This is a genomic window from Paracoccus sp. FO-3, assembly GCF_006386455.1.
In the GTDB taxonomy this organism is placed as follows: domain Bacteria; phylum Pseudomonadota; class Alphaproteobacteria; order Rhodobacterales; family Rhodobacteraceae; genus Paracoccus; species Paracoccus versutus.
Genome location: NZ_VCBQ01000111.1, coordinates 1 through 15,473, shown reverse-complemented (window position 1 = coordinate 15,473; position 15,473 = coordinate 1). Strand labels below are relative to the sequence as shown.

Sequence of the window (15,473 nt, the reverse complement as noted above, 5' to 3'; positions counted from 1 at the left end):
TCGGCCTCGGTGATCTCGGCGGCGGCGGCGGTCAGCGCCAGCCGGCGCATCAGGTTTTCCAGCTCGCGCACGTTGCCGGGAAAGGGATAGGCGCGGATCAGCGCCGCCGCGCCCTCGGACAGCGTGCGCTGCGGCAGGCCCTGCGCGGCGGCCCGCGCCAGCAGGTGGCGCGCCAGCGGCGGGATGTCGTCCAGCCGGGCGCGCAGCGGCGGCACGGTGATCGTCACCCCCGCCAGCCGGTAATACAGGTCCGCCCGCAGCCGCCCGGAACCCACGTCCGCCTGCGGATCGGGCCCGGTGGTGGAAATCAGGCGCGGCATCAGGTTGCGGCCGGGGCCGACCTCCCATGCCTCGATCATGCCGATCAGCCGGGCCTGGGCGGCGGCGTCGAAGCCGGCCGGATCCTCGATCAGCAGCGTGCCGCCCTGGGCACGGTCGGCGGTGCCGTGAATGGTCTCTTCGGAGAGGTCGGCCGAGGTCAGCACGACGAATCCCGCCTCGCGCCGGTCCGACAGGTCGTGGAACGAGCGCGCGACCACGGTCTTGCCCACCCCCGCCTCGCCCGCGATCATCACCGGCAGGTCGGCGTTCAGCACCCGCGCGACCATGCGGAACAGGTTCTGCATCGAGGGCGCATGGCCGATCAGCGGCAGGGCCGGATCGGCGCCGGTCTCGGGCGCCGCCGGGGCCGGGGCCGGGTCGGACTTGCGCAGCCGCCGCGACAGCGCCTGGCCCGCCCGCGCCATCAGGTCCGGCAGGTCGAAGGGCTTGGGCAGGTAGTCGAAGGCGGCGGCCTCGGTGGCGCGGATGGCGGTGACGATGGTGTTCTGGGCCGAGATCACGATCACCGGCAGGTCGGGCCGCGCCTTGCGGATCGCCGGGATCATGTCGATGCCGTTGCCGTCGGGCATCATCACGTCGGTGATGACCAGGTCGCCCCGCCCCTCCTCGACCCAGCGCAGGAGTTGCGCCAGCGAGCCGGTGGCATGGACCCGGCAGCCCGCGCGGGTCAGGGCCTGGGTCAGGACCGTGCGGATGGTGCGGTCGTCGTCAGCGATCAGAACGGTGCCGTCCATGGGAAAACCTCAGGCTTTGGGCAGGGAGATGCGGAAAACGGTGCGACCGGAGCGCGAATCGAGCGCGATCCAGGCGCCATGGTCGGTGATGATCTTGGAAACCAGCGCCAGCCCCAGGCCGGTGCCGTTCTCGCGCCCCGAGACGAAGGGCTCGAAGACCTCGGCGATCAGCGATTCGGGGATGCCGGGGCCGTCGTCCTCGATCTCGATCTGCAGGGGCAGGCTGCGGCCCTGCGGCTCGGCCTCGGTCGGCGCCAGGCGCAGGGTGCCGTCGTAGAAGCTGCGGATGCGGATGGTGCCGCCCCGCCGCGCCCGCCCGATCGCCTCGGCCGCGTTCTTGACCAGGTTCAGGCAGACCTGCACCAGCTGGTCGGGATCGGCCAGCGCCGGCGGCAGCGAGGGGTCATAGTCGGGCACGATGCGCAGCCCCTTGCCGAAACCCACCGCGGCCGAGCGGCGCACCCGCTCCAGCACGTCATGGACGTTCACGGCCGAAAGCCGCGGCGCCGAGGTGTCGCCGAAGCGTTCCACCTGGTCCAGCAACTCGACGATGCGGCGCGATTCCGCGACGATCAGGTCGGCCAGGTCGCGGTCCTCGGCCTTGAGGTTCATGCCGATCAGCTGCGCCGCGCCGCGGATGCCGGCCAGCGGGTTCTTGATCTCATGCGCCAGCATCTCGGCCATGCCGATGGCCGAGCGCGCGGCCGAGCGCGCCGCCTGCCCCTGCCCCAGCCGCCCGGCCCCGTCGAGGGGCGAGATCAGGATCACCGTGCCCCCCGCCGGGCTGGGCGCAGGCCCGGCATGGATGGTGCCGATGCGGTCGGAATGCCCGCCGGAGCGGTCGCCGATCTCGAAACGCACGCCGGCGCGGTTCAGCGCGTCATGGCCCTCGCGCATCCGTTCCAGGATCGAGCCCAGCGTGGGCACGATGCGCAGCCGCTTGAGCATCTCGGCCCCCTCCAGCGCCTGCCCCAGCGAAGAGCGGCAGGAGATATTCAGGAAGGCCTCGGCCAGGTCGTTCATCGCCGCGATGCGGCCCTGCGCGTCCAGGATGATCGCCGGCAGCGGAAGCGCCGACCAGTTCGGCCCCACCTCTGCCGGGACAAAGCCGCCGCCGGCCTCCATCTCGGGATCGGGCAGCATGTCGGACGCGGCACGGCTGGTCATGAAGGCGCCTCAGTGGCCGGGGAGTTCTGTTCGGGGACATCGGCAGCGGGCGCATCGCCGAAGCCCGCGCGGATCGCGGACAGCGCCGCCTCGGGCGTGGGCGCGCGCAGCAGTTCGGCGCGGTTCGGGGCGCCGTTCGCCTCGGCATACCAGCCCAGGTGCTTGCGGGCGACGCGCAGGCCCAGTTCGCGCCCGTAAAGCGACAGGATGTCGTCGTAATGCTCGGCCACCGCCTCGGCCAGCCGGGCGCCCTGCGGCACCTCGGGCCGGGGCGTGCCCCAAAGCGCGTGCGCGATCTGCGCCAGCCGCCAGGGCGCGCCCTGCGCGCCGCGTCCGACCATGACCGCATCGGCGCCCGATTGCCGCAGCGCCGCGCGGGCCGAGGCCGCGTCCACNAGGTTCGCGACCTGGCGGATGGCGGCCCAATCGGCGCTGCCGGTATAGAACTGCGCCCGCGTGCGGCCATGCACGGTCAGCATCCGCACCCCCGCCCCGGCCGCGCGGCGCGCCAGTTCCGGCGCGTTCAGGCAATCCGCGTCCCAGCCCAGCCGCATCTTCAGCGTCACCGGCAGGTCGGGCACGGCGGCGACCACCGCGTCGATCAGCCCCAGCGCATGGTCGAGGTCGCGCATCAAGGCCGCACCCGACAGCCCCCCCGTCACCTTCTTGGCCGGGCAGCCCATGTTGATGTCGACGATGCGCGCGCCCATGCCGGCAACGATCCGCGCCGTCTCGGCCATGGCGCCCGCCTCGCGCCCGGCGATCTGGACGCTGACCGGCAATGCGCCCTCGGTCAGCGCCTTGGCGCGCACGGCGGCGCGGGTGGACGGCCGCGGCGTCACCATCTCGGTCGAGGCGACCATCTCGCTGACCATCAGCCCCGCCCCGCCATGGCGCGCGACGGCGCGGCGAAAGGCCAGGTCGGTGATCCCGGCCATGGGCGCCAGGAAGACCGGCGGGCCAAGCCGCGTGGTGCCAAGGGTGATGGGTTCGGGCAGTGTCATGGGAAAACTCGTATGCCAGTCGGCGGGAATGCGAAAGAAAACGGCTTGTGCCTGATCGGCAGGCTTTTGCGCCATGCCCGAATTTGCCGCTTTTTCATGCTTGATGCCTAAATAGTCGGCAGGCCCGGTTTCGTCAAATGTCGCGGAGCTTCAAGTCGCCTGTCGCAACCGCGCTGGCTTGGACGGGCCGCGGCGGCTAGGCTTTCCACGCCAGCTAGGAGTGCGCGATGTTTCTTTCCGTCTTCGACATCTTCAAGATCGGAGTCGGCCCTTCCTCGTCCCATACCATGGGGCCGATGGTGGCCGGAGGCCGCTTTCTGGACGCGCTGCGCCAGCAGCCGTTCCGCGCGCATGGATTGCGCGCCAGCCTGCATGGCAGCCTGGCCTTTACCGGCAAGGGCCATGCGACCGACCGCGCCACCATCCTGGGCCTGGCCGGTTTCCTGCCCGAAACCATGGATGCCGAGGCGGCCGAGGCGGCGCTGGCCCGCAACCGCGAGACGAAGATCCTGTCGCCCGAGGGGCTGGGCGAGCTGGCCTTCGATCCGGCGCGCGACCTGATCTTCGACTACGACCGCGCCCTGCCCGGCCATGCCAACGGCATGGTGCTGATGGCGACCGACCAGCAGGGCGACGTGATCTTCCGCGAGGTCTATTATTCCATCGGCGGCGGCTTCGTGATGACCGAGGGCGAGCTGGAGGCGCGCGGCGACGATACCCGCACGGATGCCTCTCCCAGGGTGCCCTTCCCCTTTGCCTCGGCCGCCGAGATGCTGGAGATGGCCGAAAGATCGGGCAAGTCCATCGCCCAGATGAAGCGCGAGAACGAGCGGGTGTATCGCAGCGACGCCGAGATTTCCGCCGGCATCCGCCGCATCTGGCAGGTGATGCGCGATTGCATGGACCGCGGGCTGGCGACGGGCGGCATCCTGCCCGGCGGCTTGTCGATCCGCCGCCGCGCGGCCGCCATCCACGAGGCGCTGAAGGCCGAATCCGGCATGAACCTGACCGCGCCGCATGTCATCAACGACTGGATGTCGATCTATGCCATGGCGGTGAACGAGGAAAACGCCGCCGGCGGCCAGGTCGTGACCGCGCCGACGAACGGCGCGGCGGGCGTGGTGCCGGCGGTGGTGCGCTATTGGCTCGACCATGTGCCCGGCGCCTCGGAGCGCCAGCTCGACGAGTTCCTGCTGACGGCGGCGGCCATCGGCGGGCTGATCAAGCACAACGCCTCGATCTCGGGCGCGGAATGCGGCTGCCAGGCCGAGGTCGGCTCGGCCTCGGCCATGGCGGCGGCGGGGATCTGCGCCGTGATGGGCGGCACGGTCACCCAGGTCGAGAACGCCGCCGAAATCGCGCTGGAGCATCACCTGGGCATGACCTGCGACCCGGTGAAGGGGCTGGTGCAGGTGCCCTGCATCGAAAGGAACGGCCTGGGCGCCATCAAGGCGGTCTCGGCGGCCAGCCTGGCCCTGCGCGGCGACGGCCAGCATTTCGTGCCGCTGGACGCCGCCATCGAGACCATGCGCCAGACCGGCCGCGACATGAGCGACAAATACAAGGAAACCTCGCTCGGCGGCCTAGCCGTCAATGTGCCCAACTGCTGAACCGCGTGCAAAGAATCGCGCAAACCGGGGGTTTGGCGCAAGCCGGGCCCTGTCGGCGCTTGCCCCAGCCCTGCCCTTCCTGTAGCCAATCAGCATAAGCAAAACCCACGGAACCGGGACAGAGCAGATGAAATTCCGTTCGGCATTCGCCGTTCTTTCGATGACTGTAGCCCTTGCCGCCTGCGGCGAACTGCCCTTCCAGTCCTCCGAACCCGAGGCCCCCGCCCATTCCGGCCCGCCCGGCGTCTCGCCGCTGGAAGCGCCGATCGAGACCGGGACCGAGGGCAAGCCCGTCGCCACCGCCGAGGCCAGCACGCTGGGCACGGCCATGTTCCGCGCCGCCGGCCCCGGCTGGACCGCGACCGCCGCCGACAAGACCGCCGTCTACGAACGGCCCGGCGCGAAATCGGTCGGCGTCACCGTGCGGCGCATGGCCTATGGCCGGGGGGTCGAGTTCATCGGCTCGATGAACGGTTCGGTCTTTGCGCTGAACATCCAGGCGGCGGAATGCGAGGCGGGCGGGCAGAAGACGCCCTTCACCGCGCGGCTGCGCGTCGGCAGCCAGCGCCTGAGCGGCTGCGCCGTGCCGACCGACACCATGCCCAAGGCGCAGGTCCGCGCCTCGTCGGCCGCGCCCAAGCCCAAGGCCCAGCCGAAACCGGCAGCGCCCGCGGCCAAGCCCGAAACCACGCCCGCGACCGCAACGCCCGAGACGGAAGCCCCCACGACGGCACCGGCACCGGCACCGGCACCGGCGGAGACCACCACCGGCACGACGCCGACCACCAACACGACGCCCGAAACGCCGGCGACCGGCAGCGCGCCGACAACCGCCCCTTCGGCGGGCAGCACGGCCGAGACGCCGGCGTCCGGCGCCGCGACCGGCGCGCCGGACGCCGAAACGCCCACGACCGACGGTTCGGCGGCGCCGGCGACCCCTCCGGCTTCCGGCGGGTCGGATACGACAAGCGGTGTCCCGGCCCCGGCCCTGATCCTGCCCGAGCCGCCCGCCCCGAGCGAATAAGCCAAGATCCGGGCGCCGTGCGGCAAGGCCCGCGCGGCGCCGGCCCACCCGCCGCCTCGCTGCGGGCCACGACCTGAGAGGAGCCGCGATGCGCGCCCATTCGATGCTTACCCGTCGCCTGCTGGCCTCGACCGTGCCAGTTGCGCTGCTTCTGGGTCTCGGCACCAGCCCGGCCCGCACCGACCCGCTGATCGGCGATGTGCTGAACAGCTACGGCCTGCCGGGCGGGGTCGAAACGCCCACGGCCGAAATGCTGCCCGACGGCACCCTGGGCGGCACCGTGTCCTACAACAAGGCGGCGCGGCGCCATAACGTGATCTTCCAGCTGCATCCGCGTATCACCACCGCGCTGCGCTATTCCCGGGTCGAAGGCATCAACGACCACAACGAGCTGGGCCATATCTGGGACCGCTCGTTCGACATCCGCTTCCAGGTCGTGGACGAACAGGGCTGGCGTCCGGCCGTGGCCATCGGCCTGCAGGACTTCCTGGGCACCGGCATCTATTCCGGCGAATACATCGTCGCCACCAAGACCATCACGCCCCGGCTGCGTGCCAGCGTCGGCATCGGCTGGGGCACGCTGGGGGGCGATCCGCGCCTGATCGAGATCGGCGACACCGGCGGCAAGCCGCAGGTCGACGAATGGTTCCGCGGCAAGGCCCGGCCCTTCGGCTCGATCACCTGGCAGGCCACCGACAAGCTGCGGCTGGTGGCGGAATATTCCAATGACAAGTATCTGGTCCGCAACCTGTTCCCCGACGGCCATGTCGAGGAGATCCCGCAGGGCGACGGCGAGCCGGGCAGCAAGCTGAACCTGGGCGCCTATTACACCTTCAGCCCCAGCTATCAGGTCGGGCTCTATACCATCGGCGGCGACATGTTCGGCGCCCAGTTCAGCTTTGCGCTGAACCCGCGCAACGCGCCCTTCCCCTCGGGGCTGGAAAAGGCGCCGGCGCCGGTCAAGCCGCGCCCCGCGCCCTCGGCCGATCCCGAGGGCTGGTCGGGCGCCTGGTCCGCAGATCCGACCGCGCAGCCGGCGATCCAGACTGCGCTGGCCGGGGCGCTGAAGGACGAGGGCCAGATCCTCGAATCCATGTCCCTGTCCGGCAACCGGGCCGAGGTGCGCATCCGCAACACCCGCTATATCCAGCAGTCCGAGGCCGTGGGCCGCACCGCCCGGCTGATGACCCGCGCGCTGCCGCCCTCGGTCGAAACGCTGGTCATCACCTCGAACACCGACGGCATGGCGACCTCGTCCGTGGTGCTGAAACGCTCGGACGTCGAGCGGCTGGAGAATACCGAGGCCGGCCGCATCGCCGATGCCTCGCAGCTGGTCGATGCCGATCCGCGGCCGGGCGACCTGGTCACGACACCGGGCCTGTTCCCGCGCTTCCGCTGGAACCTGGCGCCCTATCTGGACATCGGGCTCTTCGACCCGCAGGACCCGCTGCGCTATGAGACCGGGGCGCAGTTGAAGGCGAGCTACGAGTTCATGCCGGGGCTGATCGTCTCGGGCACCATCCGCCAGCGCGCCTTCGGCAGCATGGAGCAGCGCGGCCCCGGCATCCCCGGCCAGCGCGGCGAGCATTACACGCCCGAGGAATATGTCTCGGATCCGGCCAACGAATACCTGAACGGCGTGCCGCGCGTGCGTTCGGACACCCGCATGTATACCGGCAACGACAGCCCGACGATCCCCGAGTTGACGCTGGCCTGGTATGCCCAGCCGACCGAGGCGATCTATTCCCGCGTCACCGTCGGCCTGTTGGAGCGCGCCTATGGCGGCGTCTCGACCGAGGTGCTGTGGAAGCCGGCCAATTCGCCCCTGGCCTTCGGCGCCGAGGTGAACCGGGTCAAGAAGCGCGATTTCGAGGATGTCTTCGGCTTCCGCGACTACGAGGTCACGACCGGCCATGTCTCGGCCTATTACGAATTCGCCAATGGCTTCACCGCGCAGCTGGACGTCGGCAAATACCTGGCCGGTGACAAGGGCGCGACCTTCACCCTGACCCGCGAATTCGCCAATGGCTGGCGCATCGGCGCCTTCGCCACCAAGACCAACCTCAGCGACGAGGAATTCGGCGAGGGTTCCTTCGACAAGGGGCTGACGATCTCGATCCCGGTGGCCTGGGCCGCGGGCACGCCGACGCGGGATCGCGCAAGCAGCACGCTGCGGTCGCTGTCGCGCGACGGCGGGGCGCGCGTGAACGTGGACGGGCGGCTCTACGACAAGGTCCGGGACGCGCAATCCGTCAAACTTTACCAAGGCTGGGGGAGGTTCTGGCGATGATCGCGACCCGTATCCACAAGGCCGCCCTTTCGGCGCTGCTGATCGCCGGCCTGGCCGCCTGCGGCAACGACGATACCGGCCGGGAGGCCAACCCGCTGCTGATTGCCGCCAAGACGGCCGGCGGCACGCTGGCCGGAATGCGCGGTGGCGCGGCCCAGGAGGCCCCGGCCCCGCGCACGCCCGAGCAGATGGCCGCCGAGGCGCTGCGGGTCAACCCGGCGCCGCTGATCCTGGTGGGCTTCGAATCGCTGGGCCGCACGCAGGTCATGGCGATGACCGGCCAGAACGGCGCCATGCGCACCTATATGGCGCCCTCGAAAGAGGCGCTGATCCTGCGCGACGGCATGGTGATCGGCACGCGGGGGCTGGGCAACGACCTGTCGGTCGCCGAACCGCAGACCGAGGCGCTGATCCGCGCCGGCCGCTCGGGCTCGGCCCCGCGCGTCATGCGCTATTACAGCGGCGACGGGCTGGAACGGCCGCTGAGCTTCGACTGCACCACCGGGCCGGGACCGGCGGCGGGGGTGATCCTGGAAAGCTGCGAAGGCCACGGCGCGCGCTTCCAGAACAGCTTCATGCCGCAGGGCGGGCATCTGCCGGTGTCGCGGCAATGGCTTGGCCCGAGGCTGGGCTATATCACCATCCAGACGCTGCGCCCCTGACAGGCCGCAAGTGACGATAGGAAAACCGGCCCGCGCGGCCGGTTTTTTTATGCCAGCAGCCGAGCGGGCGACGGATGGCCGGACATGAAAAAAAGGGCTGGCCAAGGGCCAGCCCCTTCAACTTTGCGGAACCGAAGTTCCGTTCGGCGATCAGCTGTCGTCGTCGTCCGAAGCGACGGCGGCGATGACGCCCAGCAGCAGCAGAGCCGGAACGACGAGGCCAGCGTTGGTCGAAGCGGGCTTCTCGTCAACGACAACCGGCTCGACTTCAACGACCGGGGCAACATAGCCACCGGCGAGAGCGGTCGAAGCCGACAGGCCCAGGGCCAGGGCGAAGGTAGCGAATTTGGTCATGATCATGCTCCGTTCAGTACTTTGACGGCTGCCGTTGCCGGCAACATCGCTGAGACAGTCGCATAATCCCAAGGACTTGGAAAGCGGTCTTGATCGGGAAATCACGCGCGCCTCGGGCGACTGTTGCATAATAGCCAACACCCGCCGCGCTCGGCGAGATGCCGCCGCCGGATCGGCGAAAACCCGCGGGTTCCCGCCTGCCGGCCGTGGCCGGTCATCTCCTGCAAACCACTAATGTGGCTGCATAAATCATCGCCGCACAGGCCACGATCGACGGGCCCGCGGGCGTGTCGAACCAAAGGCTGGCCCAAAGTCCGCCAAAGACCGAAACCGCGCCGATCAGGGTGGCGGAACCCGCCATCCGCTCGGGCGTTGCCGAGAATCCCCGCGCCGCCGCCGCCGGCACGATCAGCATGGCCGAGATCAGCAGCGCCCCCACGATCCGAATCGCGATGGCCACCACCAGGGCCAGCGCCAGGGACAGGATCAGCCGCTCGCGCGCCGGATCGATTCCCGCCGCCATGGCCAGTTCCTCGTTGACCGAGGCCGTCACCAGCCGCTGCCAGCGCCAGATGAGCAGCCCCAGGACCGCCGCCGCGCCGGCCCAGATCCAGGCCAGGTCGGTCCGCGTCACCGCCAGGATGTCGCCGAACAGGAACGCGTCCAGCCCCACCCGCAGCGAGGGCACGAAGCTGACCCCCACCAGCCCCAGCGCCAGCGCGCTATGCGCGAGCACGCCCAGCACCGTATCCATGGACTGGCCCCGCGCCGTAAGATGCGCCACGATCAGCGCCATGGCGACGGCCACGGCCAGCGTGCCCAGATAGATCGGCAGCGAGAAGACGAAGCTCAGCGCCACGCCCAGGATCGCCGCATGGGCGGTCGAATCGCCGAAATAGGCCATGCGGCGCCAGACCACGAAGGAACCCAGCGCCCCCGTCGCCAGCACAAGGCCAAGCCCCGCCAGGGCGGCTCGGGTCAGGAAGTCGTCAAGCATGGGGCCTCAATGCGTATGGGCGCAGGCCGGGCCGTGGCGATGGCCCTCTGCGACATGGTCGTGGTCGTGATCATGGTGATGCTGGTAAAGCGCCAGCGTGCCCTGCGATTCGGCGCCGAACATGGCGCGATAGGCGGGCGCGGCGCTGACCGCCTGCGGCGTGCCCTCGCAGCAGACATGGCCGTTCAGGCACACCACCCGGTCCGAGGCGCGCATGACCACCAAGAGATCGTGGCTGACCATCAGCACGGCGACGCCGGTCTCGGCCCTGACCTCCTCGATCAGCTTGTAGAAGGCGACGATGCCGGGCTGGTCCAGGCCCTGCGTCGGCTCGTCCAGCACCAGAAGCTGCGGGTCGCCAAGCAGGGCGCGGGCCAGCAGCACGCGCTGGAACTGCCCGCCCGACAGCGCGGTGATCTGCCGCGCCTCCAGCCCCGGAACGCCGGTCCGCTCCAGCGCCGCGGCGGCCTGCGCGTCGCCCACGCGGCGCGGCAGCGACAGGAAGCGGCGCACGGTCATCGGCATGGCCCGCTCGATATGCACGCGCTGCGGCACATAGCCGATGCGCAGCCCCGGCGCCCGCTCGACCCGGCCCGAGGCCAGCGCGACATGGCCCAGAAGCGCCCGCACCAGCGTCGACTTGCCCGAGCCGTTCGGACCGACCACGGTAACGATCTCGCCGGGGCGGATCAGGAAATCGACATGGTTCAGCACCGGCAGGTCGCCGCCATGGCTGACCGACAGGTCGGTGGCACGGATCAGCGCCGTCACAGCCCGGCCTCGGAGCAGCGCGCGCAAAGGCCCAGCAGCTCGACGGTGCTGCGCTCGACGTGAAAGCCGGTGGCCCCGGCAAGCCGGTCCAGCGCCGCCCGCAGCTCGGGCGCATCGGCCTCGGCCACCTGCTCGCAGCCGCGGCAGATCAGGAAGGCCGGCGAGTGGTCGCGCTCGGTCGAAAGGCAGGCGGCATAGGCGTTCAGCCGCTGGACGCGATGGGCCAGCCCCTGCTCGACCAGGAAATCCAGCGCCCGGTAGGCGACGGGGGGCTGCTTGCCGAAGCCCTCGGCCGACAGCCGCTCCAGCACCTCATAGGCGCCCATGGCGCGATGCGATTCCAGCAGGATCTCCAGCGCGCGGCGGCGCACCGGGGTCAGGCGCACACCCTCGACCCTCGCCTGTTCCTCGGCGCGGCGCAGCACGGCTGCCGCGCAATGGGCATGGTCGTGTTCGTGAAACGGATCGGGGGGGGATTCCGGGGGGGTCATGATGTTATATCGTTACATTTTTGCTTGACGAGTTACGATATAACATAAATAACCTTGGCGTTTCTGCAAGTGAGTCCGCCATGATCCGATATTCTTCCCTTCTTCTTGCCGCCGCGTTGGGCAGCACCGCCCTGCCCGCCTGGGCCGAGGCACCGCGGGTCGTGACCGACATCCCGGTCGTCGGCGCCCTGGTGCAACAGGTCATGGGCGAGCTGGGCCAGCCCGAGATCCTGCTGCAAGCCGGCGGCGATCCGCACGACTACCAGCTGCGCCCCAGCCAGGCGCGCAGCGTGCAGGATGCCGGCCTGCTGATCTGGGTCGGCCCGGAACTGACCCCCTGGCTCGAGCGCGCGGCCACGAGCCTTTCCCCGCAGGCCGAGATGCTGACCCTGCTGCACCTGCCCGCCACGCATCGCCGGGACTATGCCGGCGATGAGCATGAGCATGAGCATGAGCATGAGCATGAGCATCATGACCACGGCCATGCCGGGGAACAGGGGCATGAAGGCCACGACCACAGTGGCACCGACCCCCATGCCTGGCTGGACCCGGCGAACGGACAAGCCTGGCTCACCGCCATCGCCGAGACCCTGTCCCGGCGCGACCCCGAGAACGCCGCCACCTATGCCGCCAATGCCGCCAGGGCCGCCGAGGAAATCGCCGCGCTGGACGCCGAGTTGCAGGCCACGCTGTCCCCCGCCCAGGGCAAGCGCTTCGTCGTCTTCCACGACGCCTATGGCTATTTCACCGAGCATTACCGGCTGGAGCCGGCGATCGCGGTCAGCCTGGGCGATGCCTCGACGCCCTCGGCCGCGCGGCTCCAGGCGATTCGCGCCGAGATCGCCGAGAATGGCGCCATCTGCGCCTTCCCCGAGGCGAATCACGACCCGAAGCTGATCGCCGCGGTGATCGAAGGCAGCGAGATTCGCCAGGGCATCGCACTCGACCCCGAGGGCACCGGCGCCACCCCCGGCGCCGGGCTTTACGCCGAAACCCTGCGCGGCATGGCCTCGGCCCTGGCCGATTGCCTGGGCACGGACTGAAATCTGCCGGAAAATAAGGGACAAGGAACAGGCGGGCCTGGAAAGGGTCCGCCTTTTCCGTTGCAAATCGGCAGGTTATGGGAAACACAATTCCCGACTATTTTCCTTTGACATCCCTTAGGAAATTTGTCAGGTTACGATCACCGCGACAGAAACGAGGAACTGGACATGACCGCGACCCGCCCCGCCGAATTCACGCGTCCCGGCGTGACCGCCCTGCAACGACTTCCCGAATATGACGCCGAATTGCTGACTGCCGGCGGCAATCAGGCGCTGATCGTGCTGGGCGACCAGGTGTACAACCTGCGCATCACCCGCGCCGGCAAGCTGATCCTGACCAAGTAAGCCGCACCCGAGGGACCGGCCCCTGCAGGCGGGCCTTCCCTCCGCATTCCGCGATGCAGCGGGGCCGCGATCGACCCGGCGTTCCGCAACGCTGCATGATGCAAGCCGGCGCGACCAGCCGCACCGGCCATTCCCAAGACGGCGCGATCAGCCGCGCCGCGGGCCTTTTCCCTCTGGTCGCGCTCCCTTTCCGGGGGCGCGACTGGTTTTGGGGGCACCGGGTTTCGCGCCAGGTTTCGCGCCGGGCTTGCCGGTCTGGAACGCGCGGGCGGGCTTGCCCTGGCCCTTGGGCTTGAAGCCCGCCTCGCCGCGCGGCTTGAAGCTGCGCTCGCCCTCGGCGGCTTTCGCGCCGCCCTTGAAGCCGGGCTGACCGCCGCGCGGACCCTTGCCGAAGGGCTTGGCATCGCGCGCGGGCTTGCCTTCGCCCTCCGGGCGGCGGGCAAAGGGCTTGCGCTCGCCATCCTCGCGCTTGGCGAAGGGCTTGCGGCCTCCGTCCTCGCGCTTGGCAAAGGGCCGCGCCCCATCCTCGCGCCGGGCGAAAGGCTTGCGTTCACCATCCTCACGGCGCGCAAAGGGCTTGCGTTCACCATCCTCGCGCGGATTGCGCGGACGGGCGTCGCCCTCGGCGCGCTTGGCGAAAGGCTTGCGCTCACCGTCTTCACGGCGCGCAAAGGGCTTGCGTTCACCATCCTCGCGCGGATTGCGCGGACGGGCGTCGCCCTCGGCCCGCTTGACGAAAGGCTTGCGCTCGCCATCCTCACGACGGGCAAAAGGCTTGCGTTCCCCACCCTCGCGGCGGGCAAAGGGCCTGCGCTCGCCATCCTCGCGCGGCTTGCGCGGGCGGTCATCGCCCTCGGCCGCGCCGCGTTCGCGGAAGCTGCGCGGCTTTTCCTCGGCCTCGCCGGTCAAGAGCCCGCCCAGCTGGTCGCGCAGCACCTTGCGCTTGACCTCGCGCACCTCGTTTTCCTCCAGCCCGGTCAGCTTGAAAGGGCCATAGCCGATGCGGATCAGCCGGTTCACGATCAGCCCGACATGGGCCATGGCACGGCGGATCTCGCGGTTGCGGCCCTCGCGGATGCCTACGGTCAGCCAGGCATTGGCGCCCTGCTGGCTGTCCAGGCTGATCTCCATCGGCGCGAATTCCTCGCCCTCGATGGTGACGCCGCGGCGCAGCGGCGCAAAGGTCAGGTCGTTCGGCTGGCCGTTCACCCGCACGCGATAGCGGCGCAGCCAGCCGGTGGTCGGCAGCTCCAGCCGGCGCTTCAGCTCGCCGTCATTGGTCAGCAGCAGCAGCCCTTCGGAATTCAGGTCCAGCCGCCCCACGGTCATCACCCGCGGCAGGTCGCGCGGCAGGGCGTCGAACACCGTCTGCCGTCCCTTTTCATCCGAGGCCGAGGTCACCAGGCCGATGGGCTTGTAGTAAAGCCACAGCCGCGTCTCCTGCGGCTCTTCCAGCGGCTTGCCGTCGACGCGGATCCTGTCCGAGGGCATCACGTCCAGCGCCGGGCTGTCGATCTTTTGCCCGTTCACCGTCACGCGGCCTTCCAGGATCATCCGCTCGGCCTCGCGGCGAGAGGCGGCGCCGGCGCGCGCCATCACCTTGGCGATGCGCTCTGCCTTGGCGGCGGGTTTCGGGGCGGATTCGGGCGTGTCGGTCATGGCGATCTCCTGCGCATCTCTGCGGTGGCAAAGCGGTGCTTCTACGCTTAATGCCGCAGGATGGAAAGCAGTTCTTGCGCAAGCGGCAGGCGCGGGCGAAAAGCGCGCATGGATTTTGCCTCGCACATGCCCGCAGCCCTGGACCAAGCCCGCGCCGCCGCAAGGCGCGGCGAGGTGCCGGTGGGCGCGGTGCTGACCGGCGCCGACGGCCAGGTGCTGGCCCAGGCCGGCAACCGCACGCGCGAGTTGCGCGACCCCACCGCCCATGCCGAGATCCTGGCGATCCGCGCCGCCTGCGCCGCCCTGGGTTCGGAACGCCTGCCCGGCGCGCGGCTCTGGGTCACGCTCGAGCCCTGCCCGATGTGCGCCGCCGCCATCTCGGCCGCGCGGATCGCGGTGCTCTATTACGGCGCCGAGGATCCGCGCATGGGCGGCGTGCGCCATGGCGCGCGGGTCTTCGACCATCCGCAATGCCATCACCGGCCAGAGATCATCGACGGCATTTCGGCAGAAGAATCGCGGCGGCTGCTGCAAGACTTCTTTCGCGAACGTCGGTGAGATGAGAAAAGCCGCGTCATGAAACCGTCGCGAAGGGTGCTTGCGCTGCACCGCAGCATGGATAGGATGCCCACCGGGCGAACATGGGGGGACTGATGTTCCGAAAGATCTTGGTAGCGAACCGTGGTGAGATAGCGATCCGCGTGATGCGGGCTGCGAACGAGTTGGGCAAGAAGACGGTCGCGGTCTATGCCGAGGAAGACAAGCTGAGCCTGCACCGCTTCAAGGCGGACGAGGCCTACCGCATCGGCGGCGGCCTGGGGCCGGTGGCGGCCTATCTCAGCATCGCCGAGATCATCCGCGTCGCCAGGGAATCGGGCGCCGATGCCATCCATCCGGGCTACGGGCTGCTCTCCGAAAACCCCGATTTCGTCGATGCCTGCCAGGCCGCCGGCATCGCCTTCATCGGGCCTTCCTCGGAC

Annotated in this window: 16 protein-coding genes; 8 read left to right on the top strand and 8 right to left on the bottom strand. The window is 69.8% G+C overall.

From position 1 onward, the window contains the following. The 3 genes from FE811_RS22075 to FE811_RS22065 all read right to left on the bottom strand — a co-directional run. Nucleotides 1-1,076 (bottom strand): sigma-54 dependent transcriptional regulator (locus FE811_RS22075; protein ID WP_140848818.1); only part of this gene is annotated, 1,076 nt, incomplete at its 3' end. Nucleotides 1,077-1,085: 9 nt separating this feature from the next. Further along, nucleotides 1,086-2,243 carry a nitrogen regulation protein NR(II) gene (locus FE811_RS22070; protein WP_116220776.1) on the bottom strand — a complete coding sequence of 386 codons (1,158 nt, stop codon included), beginning with the start codon at nucleotides 2,241-2,243 and terminating at the stop codon, nucleotides 1,086-1,088. Continuing rightward, nucleotides 2,240-3,247: a tRNA-dihydrouridine synthase gene (locus FE811_RS22065; RefSeq protein ID WP_140848816.1), complete on the bottom strand. Its 1,008-nt coding sequence runs from the start codon at nucleotides 3,245-3,247 to the stop codon at nucleotides 2,240-2,242. Before FE811_RS22065 ends, FE811_RS22070 begins: the two co-directional genes overlap by 4 nt. A 227-nt stretch (nucleotides 3,248-3,474) precedes the next feature. Here FE811_RS22065 and FE811_RS22060 point away from each other — a divergent pair, with 227 nt between their 5' ends. The 4 genes from FE811_RS22060 (at nucleotide 3,475) to FE811_RS22045 (ending at nucleotide 8,833) form a co-directional block, all read left to right on the top strand. Then, nucleotides 3,475-4,857: an L-serine ammonia-lyase gene (locus FE811_RS22060; protein ID WP_072462779.1), complete on the top strand. Its 1,383-nt coding sequence runs from the start codon at nucleotides 3,475-3,477 to the stop codon at nucleotides 4,855-4,857. A 127-nt stretch (nucleotides 4,858-4,984) separates the two neighbouring features. Beyond that, entirely contained in the window at nucleotides 4,985-5,881 is an 897-nt protein-coding gene (locus tag FE811_RS22055; protein WP_116220775.1) for a hypothetical protein, read from the top strand. 88 nt (nucleotides 5,882-5,969) lie between these two features. Beyond that, a complete protein-coding gene (locus FE811_RS22050) occupies nucleotides 5,970-8,171 on the top strand; it encodes a YjbH domain-containing protein (RefSeq protein ID WP_116220774.1) in 2,202 nt (733 codons plus the stop codon). Continuing rightward, entirely contained in the window at nucleotides 8,168-8,833 is a 666-nt protein-coding gene (locus FE811_RS22045) for a YjbF family lipoprotein (protein WP_072462776.1), read from the top strand. Before FE811_RS22050 ends, FE811_RS22045 begins: the two co-directional genes overlap by 4 nt. A 150-nt stretch (nucleotides 8,834-8,983) precedes the next feature. Here FE811_RS22045 and FE811_RS22040 read toward each other — a convergent pair whose 3' ends face one another. The 4 genes from FE811_RS22040 to FE811_RS22025 form a co-directional block, all read right to left on the bottom strand. After that, nucleotides 8,984-9,187, bottom strand: coding sequence for a hypothetical protein (locus tag FE811_RS22040; RefSeq protein ID WP_370362691.1), 204 nt, complete (start codon nucleotides 9,185-9,187; stop codon nucleotides 8,984-8,986). A 214-nt stretch (nucleotides 9,188-9,401) separates the two neighbouring features. Further along, complete coding sequence (locus FE811_RS22035; protein ID WP_036754754.1) at nucleotides 9,402-10,184, bottom strand: iron chelate uptake ABC transporter family permease subunit; 783 nt, start codon at nucleotides 10,182-10,184, stop codon at nucleotides 9,402-9,404. A 6-nt stretch (nucleotides 10,185-10,190) separates the two neighbouring features. Then, a complete protein-coding gene (locus FE811_RS22030) occupies nucleotides 10,191-10,955 on the bottom strand; it encodes a metal ABC transporter ATP-binding protein (RefSeq protein ID WP_116220773.1) in 765 nt (254 codons plus the stop codon). Then, complete coding sequence (locus FE811_RS22025) at nucleotides 10,952-11,446, bottom strand: Fur family transcriptional regulator (RefSeq protein WP_116220772.1); 495 nt, start codon at nucleotides 11,444-11,446, stop codon at nucleotides 10,952-10,954. The genes FE811_RS22030 and FE811_RS22025 overlap by 4 nt, the downstream gene beginning before the upstream one ends. 80 nt (nucleotides 11,447-11,526) lie before the next feature. On the opposite strand from FE811_RS22025, the gene FE811_RS22020 reads away from it, so the two are divergent. Both FE811_RS22020 and hemP read left to right on the top strand, forming a co-directional pair. Further along, the gene (locus tag FE811_RS22020) at nucleotides 11,527-12,489 is read left to right on the top strand and encodes a zinc ABC transporter substrate-binding protein (protein WP_116220771.1); all 963 of its coding nucleotides are present in this window, start codon (nucleotides 11,527-11,529) and stop codon (nucleotides 12,487-12,489) included. 168 nt (nucleotides 12,490-12,657) lie between these two features. Further along, nucleotides 12,658-12,834 (top strand): hemin uptake protein HemP, encoded by a 177-nt coding sequence (gene hemP / locus FE811_RS22015; RefSeq protein ID WP_010394206.1) that lies wholly within the window; start codon nucleotides 12,658-12,660, stop codon nucleotides 12,832-12,834. A gap of 147 nt (nucleotides 12,835-12,981) precedes the next feature. Here hemP and FE811_RS22010 read toward each other — a convergent pair whose 3' ends face one another. Then, complete coding sequence (locus tag FE811_RS22010) at nucleotides 12,982-14,493, bottom strand: pseudouridine synthase (protein WP_116220770.1); 1,512 nt, start codon at nucleotides 14,491-14,493, stop codon at nucleotides 12,982-12,984. Between the two features lie 108 nt (nucleotides 14,494-14,601). Between FE811_RS22010 and FE811_RS22005 the strand changes: the two genes are divergently transcribed. Beyond that, the gene (locus FE811_RS22005) at nucleotides 14,602-15,051 is read left to right on the top strand and encodes a nucleoside deaminase (RefSeq protein WP_114535491.1); all 450 of its coding nucleotides are present in this window, start codon (nucleotides 14,602-14,604) and stop codon (nucleotides 15,049-15,051) included. 95 nt (nucleotides 15,052-15,146) lie between these two features. Continuing rightward, on the top strand, nucleotides 15,147-15,473 hold a 327-nt coding region (locus FE811_RS22000; RefSeq protein ID WP_140848814.1), incomplete at its 3' end, for a biotin carboxylase N-terminal domain-containing protein.